Genomic DNA, 24,900 nt, shown 5'->3' with positions numbered 1-24,900 from the left:
CCGAATAACCAAAGTCGATCTCGCTAGAATGGCTGCCAGTACTTACTCCTGCCAATGATTCATTATCCTGGCTACTGATTCTGAAGCGGCAGACACGGACCATTCTTAATCCGTGTCGCCGAACGTGCCTTTAAGTACTCTCGCGCACCTTCAACTCAAACCCCATGTCCTGTACCGGTCTGGCCACGGTATTACCGGCCATCAGCGTCAGCATCTGCTCCGCCGCGCGACGGCCGATGGCTTCGCGCGGTGTGTTGATGCTGCTCAGGCGCGGGACCATGTGTTCGGACATCGGCAAATCGTTGAAACCCAGGATCGCCACCTGTTCGGGGATCTTGATCCCGCAGCGCATGGCTTCGAGCAGGGCGCCCTGGGCCAGGTCGTCGTTGCCGAAGAAGATCGCATCGACGTCCGGGTGGCTGGCCAGCAGTTGCAGGAACAGTTCGCCACCCAGGCCGACGGAGGAGGAGCGCGGGGTCAGCACTTCCAGGTCCGGGTCGTACAGGCCGGCCTTTTTCAGGGCCTTGCGGAAACCCTCACCGCGCAGCAAGGTGCGTTGATCGAGCTGTGCGCCGATGTACGCCAGGCGTTTGCGCCCGCGCGAGAGCAAGTGCTCGGCCGCCGTTTCGCCGGCCGCCAGTTGCGAAAAGCCAACGCAATTGAGACCGGCAGCGCTGTCCAGTTCCATCATGTACACACATGGGATATTGCTGGCTTCGATCATCCGCCGCGAACTTTCGGTGCGGTCGAAACCGGTCAGCAGCAAGCCGCGAGGCTGATAGGCCATGTAGTTGCGCAGCAGGTTTTCTTCTTCGTCGCGCGAGTAATGGAAGTTGCCGATCAGCACTTCGAAGCCCTTGGGGCGCAGGACCTGATGAATGGCTTCCAGGGTGTCGATGAACAGCAGGTTGGACAGGGAGGGCACCAACACCACCACCGAATGGCTCTGCGCCGAGGCCAGGGCACGGGCTGCGGGGTTGACCACGTAGTTGAGTTCCAGCGCGGCTTTCTGGACTTTTTCCACCAGTTCAGTGGCCACCGTGCTGACCCCGCGCAGGGCGCGGGAGGCGGTAATCGGACTGACACCGGCCAGGCGTGCCACTTCGTTCAGCGTAGGGCGGCCAGTGGTGCGGGTATTTTTATCGTTTTTAGTTGGAGTCATCGACGGCTTGCCAAACAAAATTCAAGGCACTAAGGTAGCGCTGTCTCGATGCAGCTGCAAATGCGTGAGCGGGGGTTCGCCTGATCCTCGCTTTTTGGCGTTGGGGACACACATGCTGCAACCCACAAAATGACAAGAAAGGCGTCGGCAACTTCTGCTTTTGGTCTGGTGTCATAACTGGCAAAGGTAGCGCTGTCTGCGCGCTGAGGTGTTACATGAATCATCCCATCACCGCCCTGGTCATCATGGGCGTTGCCGGTTGCGGCAAGACGTGCGTCAGCGAGGCCCTGTGCCAACTGAGCGGCGCCACTGCCATTGAAGGCGACTCTTTCCACCCTGCCGCCAATATCGAAAAGATGAGCGCGGGAACCCCCCTGAACGATGAAGACCGCGCCGGCTGGCTCGACAGCCTGTGCGATGAACTGCGCCGCATCGATGCCAAGGGCCAACGCCCTGTGCTGACCTGCTCGGCGCTCAAGCATATTTACCGCGAGCGCCTGCGCAGCGCCTTGCCGGGCCTGGGCTTCGTGTTCCTGGAGTTGACCCCGGAAGTCGCCGCCGCACGCGTCTCCCATCGCCCGGGTCATTTCATGCCGGCCACCTTGATCGAAAGTCAGTTCGCCACCCTCGAGTCTCCCAAGGGCGAGCCGCTGACACTGGCGCTCAATGCCTCGATCTACAGCGTTGAAGAATTGGCCGCTCAAGCCCACACCTGGTGGCAGGCCAACGGCCTGAAGCAGGCGGTATGAGCGTGCTTGCAAAGACAGCGCTGTCCGCGCGACTACTGATTAACCCGCTTTAATAACAACAACAACCAGGAGACACCCCTAATGTTTGGCATGTCCCACGAGACGTTCCTTCTGCTCGACGCAGTGGTCACGGTGATCGGGCTTATCGTCCTGATCACCAAGTTCAAGTTGCACCCCTTTCTGGCCCTGATCATCGCCGCCGCCTTCCTCGGGCTGACCTCCGGCATGCCGATCGGCACCATCATCAAGGCGTTCCAGGACGGCTTTGGCGGCGTGCTCGGTTTCGTCGGCATCATCCTCGCGCTGGGGACCATGCTCGGCAAAATGATGGCTGAGTCGGGCGGGGCGGACCAGATCGCCCAGACCTTGATCCGCGCCTTCGGCAAGGACAAGGTGCAGTGGGCAATGATGTTTGCGGCCTTCCTGGTCGGTATCCCGTTGTTCTTCGAAATCGGCTTCGTGCTCCTGATTCCGCTGGTGTTCATCGTCGCCCGTCGCACTGGCGTGTCGATCATCAAGATCGGTATCCCGCTGCTGGCCGGACTCTCCGCCGTCCACGGCCTGGTGCCGCCGCACCCGGGTCCGTTGCTGGCCATCGGCGTGTTCGGTGCCGACATCGGTAAAACCATTCTGTACGGCCTGATCGTTGCGCTGCCGACGGCCATCATCGCGGGCCCTATCTACGGTACCTTCATTGCCAAGCACATTCCTGGTCATCCGAACCAGGAGCTGGTGGATCAACTGGCCCGCGAAACCGATACGGCTGAACTGCCGAGCTTCGGCATCACCCTGGTGACCGTGCTGCTGCCGGTGTTCCTGATGCTGCTCAAGACGTTTGCCGACGTGGTGCTGCCCGACGGCAACATCTTCCGCGCCTTCATGGACCTGATCGGTCACCCGATTTCGGCGTTGCTGCTGGCATTGCTGCTGTCTCTGTATACCTTCGGCTACAAGCAGGGCATCGGTTCCAGCCAAATGATGAAATGGCTGGATGCGAGCCTCGCACCAACCGCCGCAATCATTCTGATCATCGGTGCCGGTGGTGGCTTCAAGCAGATGCTGGTGACCAGTGGTGTGGGTGACGTGATCGGCCACATGGCGGTCAATGCGCAGATCTCGCCGATCCTGCTGGCCTGGCTGGTGGCGGCGGTGATCCGCATCGCGACCGGTTCGGCGACCGTGGCAACCATTACCGGCGCGGGCATCGTGGTGCCGGTGGTGGGGATGATTCCGGGGGTCAACCGTGAGCTGCTGGTGCTGGCCACCGGTGCAGGTTCCCTGATTCTGTCCCACGTCAACGACGCCGGTTTCTGGCTGGTCAAGCAGTACTTCAACATGACCGTGGCCGAAACCTTCAAGACCTGGACGGCGATGGAAACCATCCTGTCGGTGGTGGGCCTGGGCTTTATCCTGTTGTTGTCGCTGTTCGTCTAAGCGATTCGCCAGGCACAAAAAAACCGCAGCGATGCGGTTTTTTTGTGGGTGATGATCTCAGGATGAACGAGATCCAGTATGGGTTTTGTTTCAGGCGTTGGTTTTCGGGGCTAACCCATCCGCCCGGAACATCCCGCGAATCCCGCGTACCGCCTGACGAATCCGGTCCTGGTTTTCGATCAGGGCGAAGCGCACGTGATCATCGCCGTACTCGCCAAACCCGACGCCCGGTGAGACGCAAACCTTGGCTTCGGCCAGCAGTTTCTTGGCGAACTCCAGCGAACCCAGGTGCGCGTAAGCCTCGGGAATCTTGGCCCAGACGTACATCGACGCTTTCGGGTTTTCCACCATCCAGCCCAGTTCATGCAGGCCTTTGACCAGTACGTTGCGGCGCTGCCGATACTGTTCGGCGATGTCGAGCACACATTGCTGATCGCCTTCCAGCGCGGCAATGGCCGCCACTTGCAGCGGGGTGAAGGTGCCGTAGTCGTGGTAACTCTTGATCCGCGCCAGGGCGTTGACCAGTTCCGGGTTGCCGACCATGAAGCCGATGCGCCAGCCTGCCATGTTGTAGCTCTTGGACAGGGTGAAAAACTCCACCGCGATGTCCTTGGCGCCGGGCACCTGCATGATCGACGGGGCTTTCCAGCCGTCGTAGACGATGTCGGCGTAGGCCAGGTCGTGCACCACCAGCACGTCGTACTGCTTGGCGAGGGCGATCACCCGCTCGAAGAAGTCGAGCTCCACGCACTGGGCGGTGGGGTTGGACGGGAAACCGAGGATCATCATCTTCGGTTTCGGGATCGAGCCGCGGATGGCCCGTTCCAGTTCAGCGAAAAAGTCCACGCCCGGCACCAGCGGCACCGAGCGCACCTGGGCGCCGGCAATCACGGCACCGTAGATGTGGATCGGGTAGCTCGGGTTGGGCACCAGCACGGTGTCGCCCTGGTCGAGGGTGGCCAGCATCAGGTGCGCCAGGCCTTCCTTGGAACCGATGGTGACGATGGCTTCGGTTTCCGGGTCGATGTCGACCGCGTAGCGATCCTTGTACCAGTTGGAAATCGCCCGGCGCAGGCGCGGAATGCCCTTGGACGTGGAGTAGCCATGGGTGTCTTCGCGCTGGGCGACAGTGACCAGTTTTTCGACGATGTGCGGCGGCGTGGCGCCGTCAGGGTTACCCATGCTCAAGTCGATGATGTCTTCGCCACGACGACGGGCGGCCATCTTCAGCTCGGCAGTGATGTTGAAAACGTAGGGGGGGAGTCGATCTATGCGCGCAAAGCGGCGCGGCGAACCTTGTTCGGCCATTGTTGCCTCGGATAACGTAAGCGCCCGGAACCGTCCGAGCGACGCTGGCCACTGCGGTGGCCTGTGGCGGAATGTACGATCTGGCGTGGCAGAATGTCCAGCCTCAAGGTAAACAAAATTTTGTGAAGGAAAGGGTTCGATGGAATTTACCAGTGGCTTCCTGTTAAGCCTGTCGCTGTGCCTGGACATCGGCGTGGCCAACATCGCAATGATCACCTTGGCCATGCAGCGCGGCTATTTTCAAGGCTTTGCCCTGGGCTTGGGCACCTGCGTCGGCGACCTGATCTACGCGGTGCTGGCGCTGGCCGGCATGACCGTGTTGTTGCAATACGAAACCGTGCGTTGGGTGTTGTGGATCGGTGGTTCGGCGTTGCTGGTGTATTTTGCGGCGAAGATGATTTACTCGGCGATCCACCATGAGGCGCTGTTGGCCGAAACCGCCGAGGTCGGCCACAACTCCCATCGCAAGGAGTTTTTCCGTGGGATTTTTCTCGCCATGTCGTCGCCCAGTGCCATTCTCTGGTTCGCCGCGGTAGGCGGCACGCTGATCGCCCGTTCCGGCGGCGGTGGAGCGCTCAGCTCGGCATTGTTTCTCGGTGGATTCCTTTGCGCCGGGCTGCTGTGGTCCGCAGGCCTGTGTTTCGCGGCAAGCCACGGGGGCAAGTTGCTCGGCGACAAGTTGCTGCGCTATTCCTACCTGGCATCAGCGGCGATCTTCTGTTATTTCGCAGTGTACGTGATCCTATCGGGCTACAACGAGTTTGTCGGTTCCGGTGCCGCCCCGCCGTTGCACACCCTGTAACTGGGCGAATCGGGTTTGGCTTCTATACTCCCAGCCGAACCCACTTTTTACCTTCCAGGAGTCGAGTCATGGACGAGAAAACACGCGTCGAAGTGACGGAACCACGCTTCGAACACGGGCACTTCCTGCTGATTGCAGGGCTTGGCGAACAATTTACCCAGCAAACCGTGACAGGCATTCCCGAGCTATGGGAAAAATTCATTCCCCATATCGGCAATGTTCCTGGGCAAAAAGGCGAAGTGACCTACGGCGTCTGCTGCAATTTCGACGGCAAGGGCGGCTTTGATTACATTGCAGGCGTCGAGATCAGCAAGCTGGATGATTTGCCGGATACCTACCGCTGGGTCGAGGTCCTGCCGCAGCAATATGTGGTGTTCGAACACAAAGGTTCGCTGGACACCCTGCCGCAAACCTTCCAGTACATCCATGGCACCTGGCTGCCGCAGTCCGGCCGCGAGCTGTTGAACGCCCCGGAATTCGAACGCTACAGCGAAGACTTCAACCCCAAGCTCAATACCGGCACGCTGGAACTCTGGTTGCCGATCAAGGTGTGACCAGTACATCGAGAGACGGGTCAGCCGATTCGTCTCTCGATGTCGCGCCGAGGCTGATTTATCATCCACGGCCTTTCCCTCGCCGATTCCGAGCCGTCATGAACACCCTCATCCGTAATGTCACGCCTGCTGACCTGGACCGCTGCTACGCCATCGAAACCCTTGCCTATGAAGGTGACGAAGCCGCGACCCGGGAGAAAATCGCCACTCGCATCGCCACCTGGCCCGAAGGTTTCATCGTCGCGCAAGTGGACGACGTGGTTGCCGGTTTCATCAATTCCGGCGCGGCGTTCCAGGTGGAAATGTCCGACGAGGCGTTCAAGGAACTCATCGGCCACGACCCGGCCGGACCCCACGTGGTGATCATGTCGGTGGTCGTGTACCCGGATTATCAGGGCCTGGGCCTGGCGAAGCGCCTGATGGGCGAGTTCATCGAGCGCATGCGCACGATGGGCAAGGCCAGCATCAACCTGATGTGCAAGGAGCGGCATATTCCGTTGTACGCAGGCTTTGGCTTCGCCTACGTCAAGCCATCGGCGTCGGATCATGGCGGGATGGCCTGGCACGAAATGACCCTGAACCTCTGAACCCGACGCAGATCCCACATTGGATTGTCGTCAGACTCAGAATCTCAGGCTCATCCGCCGCTCATAGCCGATCCGCCCCTTGTACGCTTCGCCACTGTCGACAAAACCATACCTGGCATACAGCGCAATGGCAGTGTCGTTGTCGGCATCCACCGACAATTCCAGCCCCCTGATTTCCGGCCACGCCAGGCGCGCCACTTCGGGTAGCGCTTGCAGGCAGGCCTTGCCATACCCTTTGCCCTGGGCGCGCTGATCGACCTGCAACGCATGCAGCGTGGCGCTGTGCTCGTCAGCCCAGGCGGGCAATACCGGTGGGCGCTTGAGCAGCAGGAATGCGACAGGCATGTCTTCGGCCAGCAAGGTAAACCCTTTGACGCCGGGGCCCGGCCTGGATAGCAGGGTGTGCAATGCACCGTGAATGTCGCCGCAAAACCTGATTTGTTCCGGGTGTACTTCGATGGCCTCGACCTGCTGGCGCTGCAACGCGTTCAGGCTTTCGTAAGGCACGAGTCGGGTTGTCACTGGAGTGTCCTTTTTCCAACCGAAATGAGCCTCGGATTCTAGCGAGTTTGCGCTTGTGGATTATTTTTATTTCGACTGTCGATCTGGCGGATCGTCGGACGACTAAGGGTGTCTTCCAGTAAAAACCACGGAGAACCACGATGAGCGCTACCCACGAAATCCAGACCCTGATCGCCACCTACCGTGAGGCTGTCATCTCCAAGGACGTCGACAGAATCATGGCCCTTTACGCCGACAACATTGTCTCCTACGACGCCGTCAAAGCCCTGCAATTTCGCGGCAAGGCAGCCTACCGCGCGCATTGGCTCGAATGCATGGAAATGTGCCAGGGCCAACACAAGTTTGACTTCGAACATATGAACATCGTCGCCGATGAACACATCGCTTTCGCCCACTGGCTGGCCCATTGCGGCGGCACCAACGAGAAGGGCGAAACCCAGGCCTGCTGGATGCGCGTAACCGCCTGCTATCGGCGCGAGGCCGGGCAATGGCGCATCGTCCACGAACACTGGTCGGCGCCATTCGACATGATGAGCGGCACGACCTTGTTCAACCTGGAACCCTGATCGTCGGCAAGCCGTGCGAAACGGCCGATCTGCGACCATAGTTGATCCGTTCAATCGGGAGAGCGCGATGAAGTATTTATGCCTGGTCTACAGCGATGAGCGCCTGCTGCATTCGCTGCCGGAAAGCCCCAAGGACGAGGAATGCATGGCCTATGCCGAGTCGATCCAGGGCAGTGGCCGGATGGTTGCCGCCGAAGCGCTGGAGTCGGTGCAGACCGCCACCACGGTGCGCATGCGCAACGGCAAGTTGTCGATCACCGACGGCCCATTCGCCGAAACCAAGGAGCAGTTGGCCGGCTTCTACCTGATCGATGCCAAGGACCTCAACGAAGCCCTGCAGGTCGCCGGGAACATCCCGGCGGCGCGGGTCGGCAGTGTCGAAGTGCGTCCCGTTCGGCAGTTGAATCCTTAAGATGCCGGGGCTGTCGGCACAGGCCAGGGTCGAGCAGGTTTATCGCCAGGAGTCGCGACGTATCCTGGCGACCCTGATTCGCCTGCTCGGCGATTTCGACCTCGCCGAAGAGGCCTTGCACGAAGCGTTTTTCGTCGCGGTGCAACGCTGGCAGCAGGACGGCGTGCCGGACAATCCGCGTGCCTGGCTGGTATCCACGGGGCGCTTCAAGGCCATCGATGTGCTGCGCCGGCGTGCGCGCTTCAATGCTTCGCGGCCCTTCTTACAGGCGCAACTCGAGGCGTTGGAGCAAGCCGACTGGAGCGACGAAGACGTGGAAGACGATCGCCTGCGGCTGATCTTCACTTGCTGTCACCCGGCATTGGCGGCGGACGCCCAGGTGCCGTTGACGCTGCGCGAAGTCTGCGACCTGACCACGGAAGAAATCGCCCGGGCCTTTCTCTCGGCACCGGCCACCATCGCCCAGCGCATCGTGCGCGCCAAGGCGAAGATCCGTGACGCGAAAATTCCCTATCAGGTGCCATCCCATGCCGAACTGCCCGAGCGCCTCGACAGCGTGCTGCGGGTGATTTACCTGGTATTCAACGAAGGCTATTCGGCGTCCGGCGGGGCACAAGTGACCCGCGAAGACTTGACCCGCGAAGCGATTCGCCTGGGGCGTTTGTTGATGGAGTTGCTGCCTGAGCCGGAGGTCATGGGCTTGCTGGCCTTGATGCTGTTGCACGAGTCCCGGCGCGTGGCCAGGACCTGCGCGGACGGCGACTTGATTCTGCTGGATGACCAGGACCGCACGCTGTGGGACGCGCAGATGATCACCGAAGGTTGTGCCTTGGTGGAGCGCGCATTGGGCACCCGACGATTCGGCCCGTATTGCCTGCAAGCGGCAATTGCCGCGGTGCATGCCGAAGCGCCGTCGATCGAGGCAACCGACTGGGTGCAGATCGTCGGGCTGTATGACGTGTTGCTGCGGGCCTGGCCGTCGCCGGTGATCGAATTGAACCGGGCGGCGGCGATCTCCAGGCGCGATGGCCCGTTGGCAGGGCTTACCCTGGTCGAGGCGATTCTGGCGCGGGGTGATCTGCTCGATTACCACCTGGCGCATTCGGCGCGGGCGGAGTTCTGCCGGCAGTTGGGCAGGGTGGAGCAGGCGCGGGCCGCCTATCGGCGGGCGCTGGAGTTGACGCAGCAGGAGCCGGAGCGGCGGTTTATCGAGGCTCGGTTGCAGGCGTTGGAGTGATGTGATTTTTGCTGGGCCCTTCGCGAGCAAGCCAGCTCCCACAGGGAATGGTGTGCACCACAAACCCTTTGAGGGGGTGAGCCTGCTCGCAAAGAGGTCAGAAGCCACACCCCTATTCCAGCATTTTGCCCAGCAACCAGCTCCCAGCCGGCCCCGGCGGATGCAAGCGTGACCACAAGGCATCCACCGACACCGTTTTCGGCCAGCCACGCACCTCCAATTCCTGCAACGCCCCCGCGCCAAAACGCCCAACCAGCCAGCGTGGCAGCGGCGCCCAGCCGAATCCTCCCTGGGCCATTTCCAACAGCATCAGGTAACTGGGTGCCGACCAGACCCGTCCCTTGGCACGGCTTTCGTAGGGGTTGACGATGGTCGCCAGGCGCAGCTCGCGATGCTGTTGCAGTGTGTCCTGGTCAATATTTTCCTGCTTGGCCAGCGGATGCTGGCGGGACACGAACAGGGCGAATTCCGTGCGTTCGTCCACGGTCGAGCTGACCAGGTCCGGCGGATAGCTCTCCTGCATTTCAGCGAAGGCGATGTTGGCCCGACCGCTTTGCACCAGTGCGACCAGATCATCGCATTCGGCAATCAGGCATTCGAGTTCCAGGTCGGGATAACGCCGCTCGAATGCATTGAGTGCCACTTCAAAGCGATCGGACTGATAAGTGTCGGAAAGCGCCACGGTGAGCTTCGCCTCGACGCCCTGGGACAGTTGGCTGGCGGTCATTTCCAGGCGACTGGTGGCGGCCAGGATCTCTTCGGCCCGTTGCAACATGACGTGCCCGGCGGGGGTCAGGCTGGGCTTGCGGCTGCTGCGGTCGAACAGTGTCAGGTTCAGATCGATTTCCAGGCTGGCCACCGCAGCGCTGATGGTCGACTGACTACGGCCCAATTTGCGCGCCGCGGCGGAAAACGAGCCTTGGGTCGCAGCCTGGACGAACGCCTGCAGCACTTCCTGGGATGCCATGAACTATCGCCTTGATCGATGGTTATTGGTTATGAAGTATCGGTCTGAGGTTGGATGATGGCAACCATCGTTACCAGGGAGTCAGGCCATGAGCGCCAATAAATCCATTACCGAACGTATTTTCCAGGCCATCGGGTTCGAACTGCTGGCCATCCTGATCTGTACGCCGTTACTGGCCTGGATCATGGACAAACCGATGCTGGAGATGGGCGCTGTCACGGTGGTCATTGCCGTGTTGGCCCTGGCATGGAACGTGGTTTTCAACGGCCTGTTCGACCGTGTGCTCAAGCGTTTCGCCATTGCCCACAACGCCTGGGTCCGCGTGGTGCACGCGCTGTTGTTCGAAGGCGGACTGGTCGCCCTCGGCGTACCCTTGATTGCCTGGTGGCTGAATATCAGCCTGTGGCAGGCGTTCCTTCTGGATATCGGCGTGCTGCTGTTTTTCCTGCCGTACACCTATGTTTACCACTGGGTGTATGACGTGGTGCGCGAGCGGATGGTCGTTCGCTCTACCTTATTCAGAACAATTGGGTGAACAGCCAGTACAAACTGCCCGACAACACTATCGCCGCCGGCAAGGTCAGTACCCAGGCCATCAGCAGGTTGCGGATGGTCTTCATCTGCAGGCCGCCGCCATTGGCAACCATGGTCCCTGCCACTCCTGACGACAGCACGTGGGTGGTCGAGACCGGCAAGCCGAACATGTCGGCGGCACCGATGGTCAGCATGGCCACGGTCTCCGCCGAGGCGCCTTGGGCGTAAGTCAGGTGGGACTTGCCGATTTTCTCGCCCACGGTCACCACGATGCGCTTCCAGCCGACCATGGTGCCCAGGCCCAGCGCTATCGCTACAGCGATCTTCACCCACAACGGGATGAAGCGCGTGGCGTTGTCGATCTGCTGCTTGAACAACTGCAATTTGCCGGTGGTATCGGCGTCGAAGTTACCGACCTTGTTCTTGTCCATCAGGCGAATGGTCTCGCTGGTCAGGTACATGTCGTTGCGCACGTTGCCCATGGCTTGCGCCGGGACTTTGGACAGCGAACCATAACCCTTCACTTCGTTGCCGATGTTGCCGGTCAGTGCCGCAAGGGCAGGGATCAGTTGCGGCGTGACTTTCTTGCTGCGCACGTAATCGGAGAGGATCGGTCGCGGGTCGGCCGGTGCCGGCAGCGGTGCACGCTTGACCAGCGCCTGCTGGGTCACTTCGGCCACGGCGGCAAACTGCAACGCCTGATCCGCGGGCATGGTGCGGTTCAGCGCATAGGCCATCGGCAAGGTCCCGACCAGAATCAGCATGATCAGCCCCATGCCTTTCTGACCGTCATTGGAGCCGTGGGCGAAGGACACGCCGGTGCAGGTCAGGATCAACAGGCTGCGAATCCACCACGGCGGCGCAATATTGCCCTTGGGCTCCTTGTACAGCGCGCGATTCTTGACGAAGGCTCGCAGGGTCAGGAGCAACATTGCGGCGCAGCCGAAGCCGACCAGTGGCGAGAGCAGCAGGGCGTAACCGACCTTGGTCGCCTGCGCCCAGTCCACACCGCTGGTGCCGTCGCGCCCGTGCATCAGGGCATTGGCTACGCCGACTCCGATGATCGAACCGATCAGGGTGTGCGATGACGAGGCCGGCAGGCCCAGCCACCAGGTGCCGAGGTTCCACAGGATTGCGGCGATCAGCAGGGCGAAAATCATCGCAAAACCCGCCGATGAACCGACTTGCAGAATCAGCTCGACCGGCAACAGCGCGATGATGCCGAACGCCACCGCACCACTGGACAGCAGCACCCCGAGGAAGTTGAAGAACCCGGACCAGACCACCGCGAAATTCGGTGGCAGCGAATGCGTATAGATCACTGTGGCGACGGCGTTGGCGGTGTCGTGGAAACCGTTGACGAACTCGAAGCCCAAGGCAATCAGCAAGGCCACGCCCAGGAGTATGAACGGCGTCCAGGTGGTCACCACCGTGCCAAGCTCGCTCACGTCGTGTATCAGGCTATAGGCGGTGAACAGCAGCCCGAGGCTCAGTACTGTGAAAAACACCACCAGAGTGTACGCGCCGGGTTTTTTGTCCAATTGCGGTTTGACGCTGATGGCGGGCGCCGGGGCGGCGGTGAAAGAGGGAGTGGCCATGCCGGACATTCCTGAGGGGAAAGGAGTGTCGCCCATGATCGATGCGAAATATTACAGAGAAACTGCGCTGGATCAGGTTTTGTTTTTTTTGCGGTGACCACCGATCGAAAAATCCACGCGCCTACTAATCCTGGCGCTTGGGAAACGCCCAACGACCTGCCATGCCACCCAGACGCAGAAAAGCCGCACGATGTTGCCATCGTGCGGCTTTTCTCCGGGGGTATCAGTCGTCTTGCTTGTTCTTCAGGACTTCACCGGTGGCGGCATTCAGGTCCACGTCCCATTCAACATTCTTGGCGTCGCGCAGTTCGACTTCGTACTCATAGATGTCGGAGTGCTTGTCCAGGTCGCTGTCGGTAATCGTCGCGCCGGGGTGCAACTTCAGCACGATCTGGTTCAGCTCTTCCAGCGGCTTGATCTTGCCATCCTTGGCCAGCTGAGGGATCTGGTCTACGGGTACGTCTTTGGCCTGGGCCAGGCCCGCGGTGAGGGTCAGGGCGGCAGCAGTGAACAGAGCGGTCAGGGTTTTCATGAGGTTCTTTCCTTGGGTGAGCTGTCTAAGTGGGATCAGATTAATTGTGGCAACTTAATTCACGCTTAAATTCCCTTGAATCGAACAATCAATACCCATTATTGCGCAGCACCTGCGCCACACTCGCCGGCGCCGGACGCTTGTAGAACTTCAGCAATTCGCTGGCACGGTTGGTGAAAATGCCGTCGACGCCTGCCTCCATGACCTTCTGGTAATCCACCGCCTCATCAATGGTGTACGCGTGCACCAGCAGACCTTGATCGTGGGTGTACTGGTTCATCCACGGTTGCACCAGGTCGGCGTAGCTCTGATCGCCACCCTGGGTCAGCGCGGCGGACGGTCCGGTGCCGATTGCGCCCTGGGTCTTGGCGTAGTCGACCCAGCGCTGGAACTCGGCTTTATCCTTGGGTTGTTGTTTGGCGTAGTAAGCGGCTTTGTCCTTGGCGCCGGACTCGGCAAAGCTCACGGTCGATTGTGGCTCGATGTTGCCTTCGCCGACCCACAACAGCAGGATCTTCGGTACCTGTGGCATTTCCTTTTGCAGCAATTCGAGGCTGCTCTTGTCGAAGGTTTGCAGCACCACCTTGCCTTTGCCCTGGCCGACGCGCAGTTCGCTTTTGGCCAGTTTCGACCCCGCCGGGCTCAGCCAGCCTCGATCCTGGAGTTTTTCCTTGAGGTCATGCTCGATACCGGGAAACTGCTTGGGCTCCTTGGTTTCGATGTACAGGCCAGGCTTGTGCAGCGGATTGCCCTGGGCGATGTCGATGATTTCATCGAGGGTGAGGATTTTCAGGCCGGCAAACGCAGGCTGCCCGCGATCGGGGTAGGCCGCGTTGAACCAGCTGCCGGCATCCAGGGTTTTCAGTTCGGCCATGGTGAAGGCATTGGCGGGGCTGTCCTTGCGCTCGGGGAACTTGCTGGCGACATCGGTGGTGCGTTGCAGGTTATTGTCGTGCAGGGCGAACAGCACGCCATCCTTGCTGCGCTGCAGGTCGAGCTCCAGGTAATCGGCACCCACGTCGCGTGCCAGTCTGTAGGCGGCGGCGGTGGATTCCGGGGCATCGAAAGACGCGCCACGGTGAGCGATCACCGCCGGGTGTGGAATGCCCACACGGGTGGCCAGCGCGGCGGGGCCGGGCTCGCTGGCGGCCTGGGCCTGGCCGAGGCCAAGCAGCAAACTCAGGAGCAGGGCGCTTTGGGTGAAGGTGGCCGGCATGGTCGAGATCCTTTCGTGACAGGTTTCAAAGAGTCTCTTTTAACAACTGAGCGATGCCAGCGCTATCACGAGACCGACATAAACGTGTTGAAAGCTGATGCGGGTCAGCGCTTTTGTGCGCTTGTCTGCATTATTCTTGGCCCAGGCAAATTCCCCGGCAGAGGGAAAACCATTCGCTGGCCACGCGTGTAAACCATCGATCATTTATTGTGAGGTTTGCGTGCGCATCACTTCCCAGCTCATCTGCCAGGCCGCTGACCAACTCAACGGCTTCGTTGGCCTCAATCGCAAGACCGGCCACTACATCGTCCGCTTCAGCGAGGACGCCTTCGGCATGGACGTGGCTGACGACGGCATCATTCCCTCCAGCGAATTCGTCTGGGCTGCCGGCCCTGAGCAAACCATGACCCTCAAGCGCGAGTTGATTCAGCTGTTACTGGATCAGAACATCGACGACCGAATCAACATTACTGAACCGCTGCGGGTATACATGGACAGGCGGGAAGTGCCGGAGATTTCGGCGGTGAGGCGTTTGGTGCGAGGTTGATGGTCGTGCGGTGATGCACCGGCCTCTTCGCAGTGTAGGCGTCGGCTGCCTTAGGCTTTTCAGGTCTTTGGCCCGTCAATTTTTGCATCCATCCGGCAGGTCGTCCCATAAACACCTCGATCAAGGTGTTGCGACGACCGGTTGAATTCGCCCTATAGCCTCGGTGCGGGTTTCATTCTGAAACACATTTTCACCGTGCACATCAGAGCGACCAATCCTGCGACGCCGCCGTCGAGATTGTCGTTTATTGCACCTGATAGCAGGCCAGGAACATGTCCAGCGCCGACTCCACCACGGTACTTTGCATCTCGATCGACAAAGCCGGCAGCCCCATGGAAATCTGCGGCCAGAATGCAAAGGATTTGAGCAGGCCATGGACCTGTTGCGCGGCAAATTCCGGGGCGACCGCTTTCAGACGTCCATCAGCCTGGGCGGCACGAATCCACAGGGTCAGGTTTTCTTCACGCTCACCCATCCGGGCCACCATGCTTTGTGCGCGCTCGGGGGAGTGGATGGTGGCAGCGATAGCCACCCGCGCCAGATCGAGCAGGTTCTCATCGCTCAACATCTGCAGCTTTACCGTCAGCAGGTGCCGCATCTGGTCACGCAAGGGCAGGTCCGGACGGTAAGGCGCTTCCTGTTCCGCCGTTACCCGGACCCATAGTTGATTGAGAATTTCGGCGAACAATTCTTCCTTGCTGGGGAAGTGGTTGTACACCGTGCGCTTCGACACACCGGCGGTGGCAGCAATCCTGTCCATGCTGGTGATGTCGAATCCATTGGCACGAAATTCGACAATCGCCGCCTGAATGATCGCTTCGCGTTTACGGTCGGTGAGGCGCTGTGGAGCTGTCATAAATACGCTTCGGCAAGAAGAAAGGAAAATTACACTTGGTAGTTTACTTGTGATCGGCTTTGCTGCAACCTTGAAACTACACTGTGCAGTGTAATGTTTTGTTAATCCTGCCCGGTAAAACTAGAGTGCTCGGCTGATGCGTGCGTGTCTCGGCCATTTATCGTCACTGGACGGAGAATCGTGAAGCGGTTTTCCCGGAGTCTTGCCCATGGCCAAATCAACTTCCGCGACGAACAGCGCCTCCAAGCCCGAAGCTTCCCGACAGGCTCAAGGACAGTTTCAAAACCATCGGCCGATCCAGCGTCTAAGCGTTGGCAAAACCTTGCGTATCCTCTGGAGCGCGATGTTTCACAAACCCCGCGACACCCGTCCGACGGCACCTGTACCCGTGCAGTCGCTGACGCAAGCGGCGTTGATGGCTGCGCCGAACCACAGCGTCTATCGCCTTGGTCATTCAACGGTATTACTCAAACTGCGCGACAGATTCTGGATCACTGACCCGGTCTTCGCCGAACGCGCCTCCCCCGTGCAATGGGCCGGCCCCAAGCGTTTTCACCAGCCGCCGATCAGCCTCGATCAATTGCCTCCGATAGAAGCCGTGATCCTGTCTCACGATCACTACGATCACCTGGACTATCGGGCGGTGCTCAAGCTTGCCGACAAGGCCAAGTACTTCCTCACCCCGTTAGGGGTGGGCGATACCCTGATCAAGTGGGGTATCGACCCCAGTAAAATCCGTCAACTGGACTGGTGGCAGTGCACTGAGGTCGAGGGCATCCAGTTCGTCGCCACGCCATCGCAGCACTTTTCCGGTCGTGGCCTATTCGACGGCAACAGCACCCTGTGGGCCTCGTGGGTAATGATCGATGGCGATACGCGCATCTTCTTCAGTGGCGACAGCGGCTACTTCGACGGCTTCAAACACATCGGCGAACAATACGGCCCCTTCGACCTGACACTCATGGAAACCGGCGCCTATAACGTCGACTGGCCCCATGTGCACATGCAACCTGAGCAAACCCTGCAGGCTCACCTCGACCTCAAGGGGCGCTGGTTGCTGCCGATTCACAACGGCACCTTCGATTTGTCGATGCATGCCTGGTACGAACCCTTCGACCGTATCCTGGCCCTGGCCTGGGAGCGCAATGTCTCGATCACCACGCCGCGCATGGGCGAGGCGTTCAATGTGCTGGCTGCGCAGCGCGGTACGGCGTGGTGGTATGAAGTCGAACAGCAGGTTTACCAGGAGCAGCAAAGTCTCGGGTGAAACAACTACAGGACGAAGCGAGTTTTCCTATGTGATTCGGGGGCAAGTGATGACGGACATTTCCGGCCGCGTCTGTAGGCTGGAGAGCGAGTGAACTCATTCACTCGCTACCATAAGGATGTCATTCACATGGATGTAAAGATGAAAGGCTGCATGACGCGGCTGGCCCAGATTGTTCTGCTGTCGATCGCAAGCTGCGCCAATGGGCAAGCCTTGGAGTACTTGAGTGTCGATGAAATCAGCAAGGAAATGGAGCGCGGCCAACTGAGCGCCGAGGCGCTGGTACAACATCTGCTGCAACGCGTCGACAGACTCGATAAAAACGGACCCGGGATCAATGCGATCATTGAGCTGAACCCCGATGCGCTGGCGATTGCCAGGTCGCTGGATCGTGAGCGCGAAACCGGGCATGTTCGCGGCCCCTTGCACGGAATTCCACTGTTGTTGAAAGACAATATCGATACATCAGACCAGATGCAGACCAGCGCCGGGTCAATGGCCATGATCGGGCAACCCGCCGCCAAGGATGCCTTTATCGTGCAACGGCTGAGGGCCGCTGGCGCGATCATTCTGGGCAAGACCAATCTCAGCGAGTGGGCGAACTTTCGTGATGCAGCGCTTCCCGATGGCTGGAGCGGCCGAGGCGGACAAACCAGGAATCCACATCTGTTAAGCCAGACCCCTTGCGGTTCGAGCTCAGGGTCCGGCGCGGCAGTAGCCGCAGGTTTCGCACCCTTGAGTGTAGGGACGGAAACCGCCGGCTCGATTGTCTGTCCGGCATCGCTCAATGGGGTGGTGGGGCTCAAGCCCACGGTGGGGTTGTTGAGTCGCAGTGGCATTGTTCCGGTAACACACAAACTCGACACCCCTGGGCCGATGGCACGCACCGTTCGCGATGCGGCCTTGCTGCTAAACGCCATGACGGGTAATGACGCCGCCGATCCGGTCAGCAAACCGCGAGCCCTCAATGGCTTGGATTACACGGCATTGCTCAGGCCCGGTTCGCTGGTTGGACGGCGCCTCGGTTATCCACTCAAGTTCGATGTGAGTGGTGAGGCAGCTCAGGGCGATCCCCAGTTTTCCCGTGCGCTGGAAGTCATGCAGGCCGCCGGGGCAACAATGATACCCATCGAGCTCAATGACCCTCAGTCGGCGCAGGTGGACGAGGCTCTTTCCATGGGCATCAAAATCCACCTGCCTGACTACCTCGCGAAACGGACCGGTCTGGCAATTCAGAGCCTCGATGACCTTGTGCGTTTCAATCAACACACACCCGGCGTCGAAGGTCATGGGCAAAGCGTCTTGATCGCTGCCAATGACGTGGCGTTTGACCAACGTACCTACGAGCAACTGTGGCAGACAATCCAGCGTGAAAACGCCGCGGTCATCGATGACGTCCTGGCTCGGCACCAACTGGATGCCGTGGTGCTGGATGTTGGCTCACCGGGGTTGAACATCGTTCCGCTGGCGGGATACCCCAGCGTCATGATGCCTACCGGAGCAGACGAGGAAGGGCTGCCCACATCAGCATTGTTCTTCGGTGCACGCTGGAGCGAAGCCAGTCTCCTGGCCTTGGCCTATGGCTATGAACAGGCGTCCCATGCACGGCCAATACCTGCATTCAGGCCGTAGTTTCAGTTCGCTGCAAATCTGGTCGTAACTCGCAAGGTGGAGTTGCGACCTCATTCAACCATCGCAAAATCCGCCCTCGCCATTGGATTGGGCGTAGACCCTTTCACGTTCATCCCTCTGCCCGGCGCAAACCCGGGGAAGAACACCAGCCCTTCCGCTTCAAGCCGGTACGCCAATGCCAGGCGAGTGACATCCAGCACATCCTGCCGCGCCTCGAAGCGCTCGATGGCCTGCACCGAAACCCCGGCTTCGCGGGACAAGGTTTCCACGCTCCAGCCCAGCATCGCTCGGGCCTGGGCGCAGTGGGCCGGGGTGAATTGGAAGAGGGCGATACGTTCCAGGGTGATTTTCATCGCTTGAGAGGCCATGGGGGTTCTCCGGGCTCGAGAGTACTGGTTTTAAATTCACTGTGTTTTTGTACAGTGGTTTTCGATCCGGATCAAACGCATTTTTCGATTTTTGCCGATTCGTACCCCTTGGCCAGACAGAAGGTCAGTGTCTGTGCGGGACGGATGACTAGCCCTCCAGTCCCGGCGCCTCGCGCACGATCAAGTGGTCCAGATTCTCGATATTGGCGCTGAACACTCCGAACGTCTGCTCGGGATTTTTTTTGCTGGGCACCTGCTGCAGCGCCGGCTGGACGCCATAAAAGAAGCAATACAACGGCCGCCCGCTCTCGATGGCGTGCTTGATCTGCGCCAGGAACGCCGTGCGTTTGCGGTAGCTATCGATCAGCTTCTTGTTAAGGTAAACGTTGACTGAGTAGGGTTTTTTCTCGAACCAGACCTTCTTCTCGAAATCGATGCGAAAGCTTTGGGTGTAGTCCTTGATCTGCTTGATCTTGCCCCAGTAGACCAGCCCCTTGTTGTCTTGCAGGTATTCGATCTTCTTGAAAAACGAGGCATACGGCGCCGTGTGCTCGCCAATCTTCAGCGGCATGCGCTTGAGCAGCGCCTTGTCCTCGAAATTCGACACGAAGCACTCCACCGGGTGGGCGAAGACACTGGTCTTGTCCGGTGCCGATTCCCGCCCGGGCTGCTCGACACTGTTGGCTGTCGGAGCCGCTGCTGGTTCAGCTCCTTGCAGATCGGCAGCCACAATCGGGTGCGATGGCTTGCGCAGGTATTCACGCCTGCTCAGTAACAATTCCGACGGGAAATGTTCCTCACGACTGTCATCCGTTTCCTCGCCGGTCGAGGCCGGGGCCTTCAGGCTCACATAAGGACAACCGGCGACATGCCGCGTGCTCGGCAGGTTCTTGAAATGCGGCGTGCGCACATAGTTGACGTTCTTGGCGTTGAACGTGCCCAGCCCGTTCGCCACATCGAACGCCAGGCGACAGGCGTCATTGGGGCATTGGAAATGTTCTTTCGCGGAATCGAACGCCATCGTCTCGTCGAAATTCAGATCGCGCACGTCGTAGATCGACAGTTTTTCATCGAGGCCGAGGCAATAGGCGAGGTCGAATTTCATGGGCTACCACTGCGCACGATGTGAACCCAGTTCAGACGCCGCAAGCGTCCACTGCACGGGTGTCCCGGTGATCTTCAGCGGGACGTGCAGGCGATGTGCCGGGCCCCATGGCGTTTGCTCGACGAGCATCCCCTGGTCCTGTTCATCTTCGGCCCGCAACGGTTCGTCGCTCCCGCGACCCTGGTCGATCAACAGTTTCGCCGTGCGCGCCAGCGACAGCCGCGCCGAACCACCCTGGCCGTTGTTCAAGCGTCCAGCTAACAACTTGATCGCACTGGCCGCCATCAGATACCCGGTGGCGTGATCGAGCGCCTGCAGGGGCAAAGGTGCCGGTTTATCCGCCTGCTGGCTGATCATGCCGGCATGTGCGATGCCGCTGCTCATCTGCACCAGGCTGTCGAAGCCGCGACGGTTCTGCCACGGGCCGCTCCAGCCGTAGGCGTTGAGGCAAACGTCGATCAGGCCTGGGATCCGTCGGTGCCGTTCTGCGGCACCATATCCCAGGCGTTCCAGGGCATCGGCGCGATAACCGTGCAGGACGATGTCGGCGTCCTTGAGCAGGCTTTCGAATACCTCGCGATCGGTTTTGTCGTGCAGGTCCAGGCGTGCGCAACGCTTGCCCAGCGTCATCTCCGGCACCACGCCGGGCTCGTTCCAGGTGGGTGGGTCAATGCGCAGTACGTTGGCGCCAAGGCCAGCGAGAAAGCGGCTGGCGACAGGGCCTGCCAGCACGCGGGTCAGGTCCAGCACCTTGATGCCGGCCAGGGGCTGCGCCACCGATCCCTGCCAGGCGGTGCTGTGCCGGTGGTTGCCGGTGGTGAACTGAACCAGCGGTTCGGCATTGACCGCAAGCCCTTGCGGATGGGCCTGCCACTGTTCCCAACTGCGCATTTGGGCGGCACAGCCCCCGGCATCGACCACGGCCTGCTCCAGGTCGCTCTTGGCCCATCGCACCACTTTACTGGCCATTGCCTTGCGGTCGGCGCAGGCGCCCAGCACCGATTCAGCGGCGGCGCGGTGATGGGGCGCATTGGTGTGCAGGCGGATCCAGCCATCCTTTGTGGCGTAGTCACCTGCGATCGGGTCCCACAGCGGCGGAACCTTCCAGCCAACCGGGCGAATAGAACCGGAGAACCAGAAGGAGGCCAGGCGTCGGTCGACTTCAAGGCCGGGCAAGCGTCCGGTTTGCTGGTGCAGCAATTCGCTGACAGCCTGGCCGGCGGCGGCGATGCTGGCGCACGCCAGGTCGGTGACGGCAAACGCCGAGGGCAGGGCGCCGCTGGAGGTGAACGCAATGGGCGTGTGCGGCATGCCGAGTTCGGCTTGAATGGACGTGAGTAAATCAGTCATCGAAGGGCCCTCCGGAACGAGAGCCCGATTGTAGGAGCGAGACGGGATGAATTACACCCGGAACTGATCCATCAGTTTCATCTGCTGGGTGGTCAGGGCATTGAGCTGGCTGCTGATCTGCGCCGATTCGGTGGCTTGCCCGGTCAGGGTTTCGGTGACGGTGCGGATCGCCGATACGTTGCGGTTGACCTCTTCGGCCACGGCGCTTTGCTGTTCGGCGGCGCTGGCGATCTGCAGGTTCATGTCGCTGATCACCGTGACCGCGTCGCTGATTTTGCCCAAGGCCTGGACCGCTTGCTGGATTTGTCCGGCGTTGCTGTGGGCCTGGGTCTGGCTCGAGTGCATGGTGGCGACCACACCGCGGGTTCCGGTCTGGATGCGCTCGATCACCAGGCGAATTTCTTCCACCGAATCCTGGGTGCGTTTGGCCAGGTTGCGCACTTCGTCGGCGACCACCGCAAAGCCGCGACCGCTCTCGCCGGCACGGGCGGCTTCAATCGCCGCGTTGAGGGCCAACAGGTTGGTCTGTTCGGCGATGCTGCGGATCACCTCCAGTACCGAACCGATCTGCTCGCTGTTGACCGCCAGTGCCTCGACTTCCGTCACGGCCTTGCTGACTTCGTCGGCCAGCTGATTGATGTCACGAGTGCTGCGCTCGATGATCTGCATGCCGTCGCGGGCCGACTGATCGGCACCCTTGGCCGCACTGGCGGCGTTCGACGCGCTGTTGGCGACGTCGTGGGCGGTGGCGCTCATTTCATTGGACGCGGTGGCGACCTGGTCGATTTCACGAAATTGCACCTGCATGCCTTCGCTGGTCTGGCGGGCGATTTCCGAGGACTGGTCAGCGGTGCCGCGGGCATCGGTAATGCTCTGCTTGATCTGTGCGATGGTCGGCTGCAGCTTGTCGAGGAAGCGGTTGAACCAGCTGACCAGTTCGCCCAGTTCATCCTTCTTGCTGTAGTGCAGGCGCTGGGTCAGGTCGCCGTCGCCGCTGGCAATCGCCTTGAGCATCACGGCCACGCTGTTGATCGGCCGGGTCACGCCGGAAGCAGTCAGCCACATCAGCAACAGGCCGAGCAGGCCGGCAACGACGGCGACCAGTATCGCCTTGAGCGTGCCGCTTTGCTGGGCATCGTCGAGCACTGCTTGCAGCTTCACCGAATCGGCCAGCAGCACTTGTTTGGGCAAGTCGATCACCACGCCCCAGGGCTTGGCGTCGGCAATCGGGCTGACCGGGTACACGGCGCGGATCAGGTCGCCCTGTTGGAGAATTTTCGGCGCACCGCTACCCAGCGATTGCTGGATGTCTTTACCTTCGGCGCCCAGGGTGTCGCCGATGCTCTTGCCAACCTTGCCGGCGTCGACACTGTAGGCGGCGAGCACGCCGCTGCCGGAGACGATCAGCATGTGCCCGGCGTTGTTGAACAGCTCGCGCTGGGAGTCGACGGCGGCGGCCTGCAAGGTGTCGAGGGCGATATCGATACCGACGACGCCGATGGCCTTGCCGTCCACCAGCAGCGGTATGGAAATGGTGGTCATCAACACTTCCTTGTCCGCGACGGTGTCGGCGTACGGGTCCAGCAGGCAGGTCCGCTTGCTGTCCCGGGGGCAGGTGTACCACACGTTGTAAGGCGTGCCGCTGAGGTTCAGGGTAGTCTTGGTCATGTCTTCTTCGACCATGATCGTGTTCAGCGCGGTCCCTGCGGCACGGCTCCAGTAGGTGGCGAAACGACCGGCTTCGTTGGACTGGCGCGCGGCGTCACCGACGAATTCGCTGTCCTTGCCATCCAGGCCGTCGGGTTCGAACGCCAGCCAGATCCCCAGCACCTTGCTGTTGCGCTCGAAGGCGGTTTTCAGGCTCTGGTTGAGCTCCTCGCGCAGGGTGCCGGCCTCCAGCGAACGCTTGGCGGCCATGGTGCGCATGTCCTTGATCTGGTCCGCCAGGGCGGTCACCACCGTCAGGGTTTCACCGAACGTCTTCTGCACCCGCACCGCTTGCTCGGCCGCCTTGGCCTGGAGCAGGTCCTGCACACTGTCGGTAAGCATTCTGCTGCTGGAGGCGCTGACCAGTTCATCGTTCTGATTGGTCTGGTAGAGGTTCATGCCTACGATCGATGCGACCACGCCAAGCAGGCAAAGGCCGGACAACAGGACGATTTTCAGGCGGATGGACAGTGAGTCGAACATGGGGCGAGCTCGCGAATGGATGAGGGGTGGCTGTGAGCCATTGCGGCTCGACACGCCAAATCCATTTAGCGCCATTCCAGCTCATCGGCGCGGGGCACAGAATGCATGAGGGGGCTGCCGACGAACGGTCATGTTTAAACGTTTGCGCGGGAAAAAGTGCCGGAAAGCGGATGAAAAACGGGGAAGTTTATCGGCGTTGCGCCAGGGATTCCGGTCGCGACCAGATCCACAAGTTGCCCAGGCCCATGCCAGCAATCGCCAGGTAGATCGGCCAGCCGTGATCAAGCATCACCAACATGAGTCCGGCGCATGACAGCATGCTGACAGTGGCGCTGATTTTTGCCCGGCGCGCGATGATCTTGCCGTTGCGCCAGTTACTGAGAATGGGGCCGAACAGCCGATGGTTTTCCAGCCAGGCGCTCAGGCGCGGCGAACTTCTCGTGGCAGCCCACGCGGCCAGGAGGATGAATTCGGTGGTCGGCAGGCCGGGTATGACGATGGCGACCAGGCCGATGCCGAGGCTGACGTAGGCCAGCAGGCCGAAGAGGAGGCGGGCGAGTTTGGAGGAGGTGGGCATGGGCTCAAAGTAAACTGGCGATCTTGCGGGCACAATCGGCCCCTTGTAGGAGCGAGCTTGCTCGCGAAGACGGCGGCACATTCAAAAACAATGTGCCTGACACACCTTCGCGAGCAAGCTCGCTCCTACAAAGGGCGGTGGGGTGTCAGGCGGTTTCCGGGGTGCTGGCGTAAGCCTGTTCCAGCAACACCGTGAAGCGGTTGAAGGCGTCGATGGCGCCTTTATCCAGCTCGGCTTCTTCCTCGGCGCTGAGTTCCAGTTCATCGAGGGTCTTGACGAAATTTTTCCAGCCTTGCGCGCGGCCACCTTCAGGTTCGCCAAGATGGCGGGCGCCGAAGGTTTCGCTCAGGCCCAGGCCCACGGCACGCTTGATCAGGAACGCCGCACCCAGCTTCGAGCCTTCGGAGACGAAGATCCAGCCCAGGGCCCGGGCTTTGCCTGGGTTCTGCAGCGCACCGGCAACCGGCGCCGGCACTTCGCTGTCGAGGTCCGCGAGGTCTGCCTTGGCCGCATCGGCACGGCAGCGCGCCGGCAGGTCCGGGACGATGGCCGTCAGTTCGGCATCGTTGTACAGCGCCACCAGTTCCGACTGGAACAGGTATTGCGCCACCACGAACCGGGCAAAGCTGGCCTGGGTTTCAAAGGGGGCATGGGCCTTGACCAGTGCATCGAGCTTGCTGTGCGGCTCGTTGGTGACCTGGTTCAAGCGTTGTGAACGCAGGGTGGGGCGTTGGGCGGTGTCCTGGGTGGTCATGGCAAATCCTTGGAAAAGAAGAGGCGCTTGGTAACGAGACGAATGAGCAGGCGCATGACAGTAAAAAAACCTCA

At 60.5% G+C, this 24,900-nt stretch carries 25 protein-coding genes and 2 pseudogenes; 12 read left to right on the top strand and 15 right to left on the bottom strand.

From position 1 onward, the window contains the following. Positions 1 to 130: 130 nt before the first annotated feature. Entirely contained in the window at positions 131 to 1,162 is a 1,032-nt protein-coding gene (gene gntR, locus NQL71_RS08365) for an HTH-type transcriptional regulator GntR (protein ID WP_046816578.1), read from the bottom strand. 215 nt (positions 1,163 to 1,377) lie between these two features. On the opposite strand from gntR, the gene NQL71_RS08360 reads away from it, so the two are divergent. Both NQL71_RS08360 and NQL71_RS08355 read left to right on the top strand, forming a co-directional pair. Beyond that, positions 1,378 to 1,911 carry a gluconokinase gene (locus NQL71_RS08360; protein WP_046816579.1) on the top strand — a complete coding sequence of 178 codons (534 nt, stop codon included), beginning with the start codon at positions 1,378 to 1,380 and terminating at the stop codon, positions 1,909 to 1,911. 81 nt (positions 1,912 to 1,992) lie between these two features. Next, entirely contained in the window at positions 1,993 to 3,345 is a 1,353-nt protein-coding gene (locus tag NQL71_RS08355) for a GntP family permease (RefSeq protein ID WP_046816580.1), read from the top strand. Between the two features lie 90 nt (positions 3,346 to 3,435). On the opposite strand, the gene alaC is transcribed toward NQL71_RS08355, so the two are convergent. After that, positions 3,436 to 4,653 (bottom strand): alanine transaminase, encoded by a 1,218-nt coding sequence (gene alaC, locus NQL71_RS08350; RefSeq protein WP_274642517.1) that lies wholly within the window; start codon positions 4,651 to 4,653, stop codon positions 3,436 to 3,438. A 139-nt stretch (positions 4,654 to 4,792) separates the two neighbouring features. Here alaC and NQL71_RS08345 point away from each other — a divergent pair, with 139 nt between their 5' ends. The 3 genes from NQL71_RS08345 to NQL71_RS08335 all read left to right on the top strand — a co-directional run bounded on the left by NQL71_RS08345 (position 4,793) and on the right by NQL71_RS08335 (position 6,596). Next, complete coding sequence (locus NQL71_RS08345) at positions 4,793 to 5,455, top strand: LysE family translocator (RefSeq protein ID WP_077184357.1); 663 nt, start codon at positions 4,793 to 4,795, stop codon at positions 5,453 to 5,455. A gap of 68 nt (positions 5,456 to 5,523) precedes the next feature. Then, positions 5,524 to 6,009, top strand: coding sequence for a GyrI-like domain-containing protein (locus NQL71_RS08340; RefSeq protein WP_077184354.1), 486 nt, complete (start codon positions 5,524 to 5,526; stop codon positions 6,007 to 6,009). A 98-nt stretch (positions 6,010 to 6,107) separates the two neighbouring features. After that, on the top strand, positions 6,108 to 6,596 hold the full coding sequence (locus NQL71_RS08335; protein WP_274642516.1) for a GNAT family N-acetyltransferase: 489 nt from the start codon (positions 6,108 to 6,110) through the stop codon (positions 6,594 to 6,596). A 36-nt stretch (positions 6,597 to 6,632) separates the two neighbouring features. Here NQL71_RS08335 and NQL71_RS08330 read toward each other — a convergent pair whose 3' ends face one another. After that, complete coding sequence (locus NQL71_RS08330) at positions 6,633 to 7,118, bottom strand: GNAT family N-acetyltransferase (RefSeq protein WP_046816585.1); 486 nt, start codon at positions 7,116 to 7,118, stop codon at positions 6,633 to 6,635. 140 nt (positions 7,119 to 7,258) lie between these two features. On the opposite strand from NQL71_RS08330, the gene NQL71_RS08325 reads away from it, so the two are divergent. From NQL71_RS08325 to NQL71_RS08315, 3 genes are all read left to right on the top strand, one after another. After that, on the top strand, positions 7,259 to 7,684 hold the full coding sequence (locus NQL71_RS08325; RefSeq protein ID WP_046816586.1) for a YybH family protein: 426 nt from the start codon (positions 7,259 to 7,261) through the stop codon (positions 7,682 to 7,684). Between the two features lie 67 nt (positions 7,685 to 7,751). After that, complete coding sequence (locus NQL71_RS08320) at positions 7,752 to 8,096, top strand: YciI family protein (RefSeq protein WP_046816587.1); 345 nt, start codon at positions 7,752 to 7,754, stop codon at positions 8,094 to 8,096. 1 nt (position 8,097) lies between these two features. Further along, positions 8,098 to 9,333 carry an RNA polymerase sigma factor gene (locus NQL71_RS08315; RefSeq protein ID WP_274642515.1) on the top strand — a complete coding sequence of 412 codons (1,236 nt, stop codon included), beginning with the start codon at positions 8,098 to 8,100 and terminating at the stop codon, positions 9,331 to 9,333. A 112-nt stretch (positions 9,334 to 9,445) separates the two neighbouring features. Here the strand turns inward: NQL71_RS08315 and NQL71_RS08310 are convergent, their stop codons facing one another. Then, positions 9,446 to 10,300: a LysR family transcriptional regulator gene (locus NQL71_RS08310; protein WP_077184351.1), complete on the bottom strand. Its 855-nt coding sequence runs from the start codon at positions 10,298 to 10,300 to the stop codon at positions 9,446 to 9,448. Positions 10,301 to 10,388: 88 nt separating this feature from the next. Here NQL71_RS08310 and NQL71_RS08305 point away from each other — a divergent pair, with 88 nt between their 5' ends. Next, complete coding sequence (locus NQL71_RS08305; protein WP_077184348.1) at positions 10,389 to 10,835, top strand: multidrug/biocide efflux PACE transporter; 447 nt, start codon at positions 10,389 to 10,391, stop codon at positions 10,833 to 10,835. On the opposite strand, the gene NQL71_RS08300 is transcribed toward NQL71_RS08305, so the two are convergent. The 3 genes from NQL71_RS08300 to NQL71_RS08290 all read right to left on the bottom strand — a co-directional run bounded on the left by NQL71_RS08300 (position 10,819) and on the right by NQL71_RS08290 (position 14,180). Further along, a complete protein-coding gene (locus tag NQL71_RS08300) occupies positions 10,819 to 12,432 on the bottom strand; it encodes an inorganic phosphate transporter (RefSeq protein ID WP_274642514.1) in 1,614 nt (537 codons plus the stop codon). The genes NQL71_RS08305 and NQL71_RS08300 overlap by 17 nt on opposite strands. A 223-nt stretch (positions 12,433 to 12,655) precedes the next feature. After that, complete coding sequence (locus tag NQL71_RS08295) at positions 12,656 to 12,964, bottom strand: PepSY domain-containing protein (RefSeq protein WP_046816592.1); 309 nt, start codon at positions 12,962 to 12,964, stop codon at positions 12,656 to 12,658. Between the two features lie 88 nt (positions 12,965 to 13,052). Beyond that, entirely contained in the window at positions 13,053 to 14,180 is a 1,128-nt protein-coding gene (locus tag NQL71_RS08290) for a glycerophosphodiester phosphodiesterase (protein ID WP_274642513.1), read from the bottom strand. Positions 14,181 to 14,400: 220 nt separating this feature from the next. Here NQL71_RS08290 and NQL71_RS08285 point away from each other — a divergent pair, with 220 nt between their 5' ends. Next, complete coding sequence (locus tag NQL71_RS08285; RefSeq protein ID WP_046816594.1) at positions 14,401 to 14,727, top strand: DUF2025 family protein; 327 nt, start codon at positions 14,401 to 14,403, stop codon at positions 14,725 to 14,727. Between the two features lie 244 nt (positions 14,728 to 14,971). Here the strand turns inward: NQL71_RS08285 and NQL71_RS08280 are convergent, their stop codons facing one another. Further along, entirely contained in the window at positions 14,972 to 15,583 is a 612-nt protein-coding gene (locus NQL71_RS08280; RefSeq protein ID WP_274642512.1) for a TetR/AcrR family transcriptional regulator, read from the bottom strand. A 208-nt stretch (positions 15,584 to 15,791) separates the two neighbouring features. Between NQL71_RS08280 and NQL71_RS08275 the strand changes: the two genes are divergently transcribed. Beyond that, positions 15,792 to 16,850, top strand: coding sequence for an MBL fold metallo-hydrolase (locus NQL71_RS08275; protein ID WP_077184335.1), 1,059 nt, complete (start codon positions 15,792 to 15,794; stop codon positions 16,848 to 16,850). Between the two features lie 129 nt (positions 16,851 to 16,979). Then, positions 16,980 to 18,482, top strand: a complete 1,503-nt coding sequence (locus NQL71_RS08270; protein ID WP_274642511.1) for an amidase family protein — start codon at positions 16,980 to 16,982, stop codon at positions 18,480 to 18,482. A gap of 50 nt (positions 18,483 to 18,532) precedes the next feature. Here NQL71_RS08270 and NQL71_RS08265 read toward each other — a convergent pair whose 3' ends face one another. From NQL71_RS08265 to NQL71_RS08240, 7 genes and pseudogenes are all read right to left on the bottom strand, one after another. Further along, positions 18,533 to 18,850, bottom strand: a complete 318-nt coding sequence (locus NQL71_RS08265; RefSeq protein ID WP_046816598.1) for a helix-turn-helix domain-containing protein — start codon at positions 18,848 to 18,850, stop codon at positions 18,533 to 18,535. Positions 18,851 to 18,998: 148 nt separating this feature from the next. Continuing rightward, positions 18,999 to 19,955 (bottom strand): hypothetical protein, encoded by a 957-nt coding sequence (locus NQL71_RS08260; RefSeq protein WP_046816599.1) that lies wholly within the window; start codon positions 19,953 to 19,955, stop codon positions 18,999 to 19,001. 3 nt (positions 19,956 to 19,958) lie between these two features. Then, positions 19,959 to 21,305, bottom strand: a complete 1,347-nt coding sequence (locus NQL71_RS08255) for a CoA transferase (RefSeq protein WP_046816600.1) — start codon at positions 21,303 to 21,305, stop codon at positions 19,959 to 19,961. 51 nt (positions 21,306 to 21,356) lie between these two features. Continuing rightward, positions 21,357 to 21,884: pseudogene (locus NQL71_RS36745) on the bottom strand (methyl-accepting chemotaxis protein); the annotation flags it as partial. Positions 21,885 to 22,214: 330 nt separating this feature from the next. Continuing rightward, a pseudogene (locus NQL71_RS36740) lies at positions 22,215 to 23,222 on the bottom strand (methyl-accepting chemotaxis protein); the annotation flags it as partial. 460 nt (positions 23,223 to 23,682) lie between these two features. Further along, on the bottom strand, positions 23,683 to 24,072 hold the full coding sequence (locus NQL71_RS08245) for a YbaN family protein (RefSeq protein ID WP_046816602.1): 390 nt from the start codon (positions 24,070 to 24,072) through the stop codon (positions 23,683 to 23,685). 145 nt (positions 24,073 to 24,217) lie between these two features. Further along, positions 24,218 to 24,826: a biliverdin-producing heme oxygenase gene (locus NQL71_RS08240; RefSeq protein WP_046816603.1), complete on the bottom strand. Its 609-nt coding sequence runs from the start codon at positions 24,824 to 24,826 to the stop codon at positions 24,218 to 24,220. Between the last annotated feature and the right edge of the window lie 74 nt (positions 24,827 to 24,900).

It is taken from the genome of Pseudomonas serbica (assembly GCF_028823535.1).
Lineage (GTDB): Bacteria > Pseudomonadota > Gammaproteobacteria > Pseudomonadales > Pseudomonadaceae > Aquipseudomonas > Aquipseudomonas serbica.
This window is presented reverse-complemented; position numbering and strand designations above follow the sequence as displayed.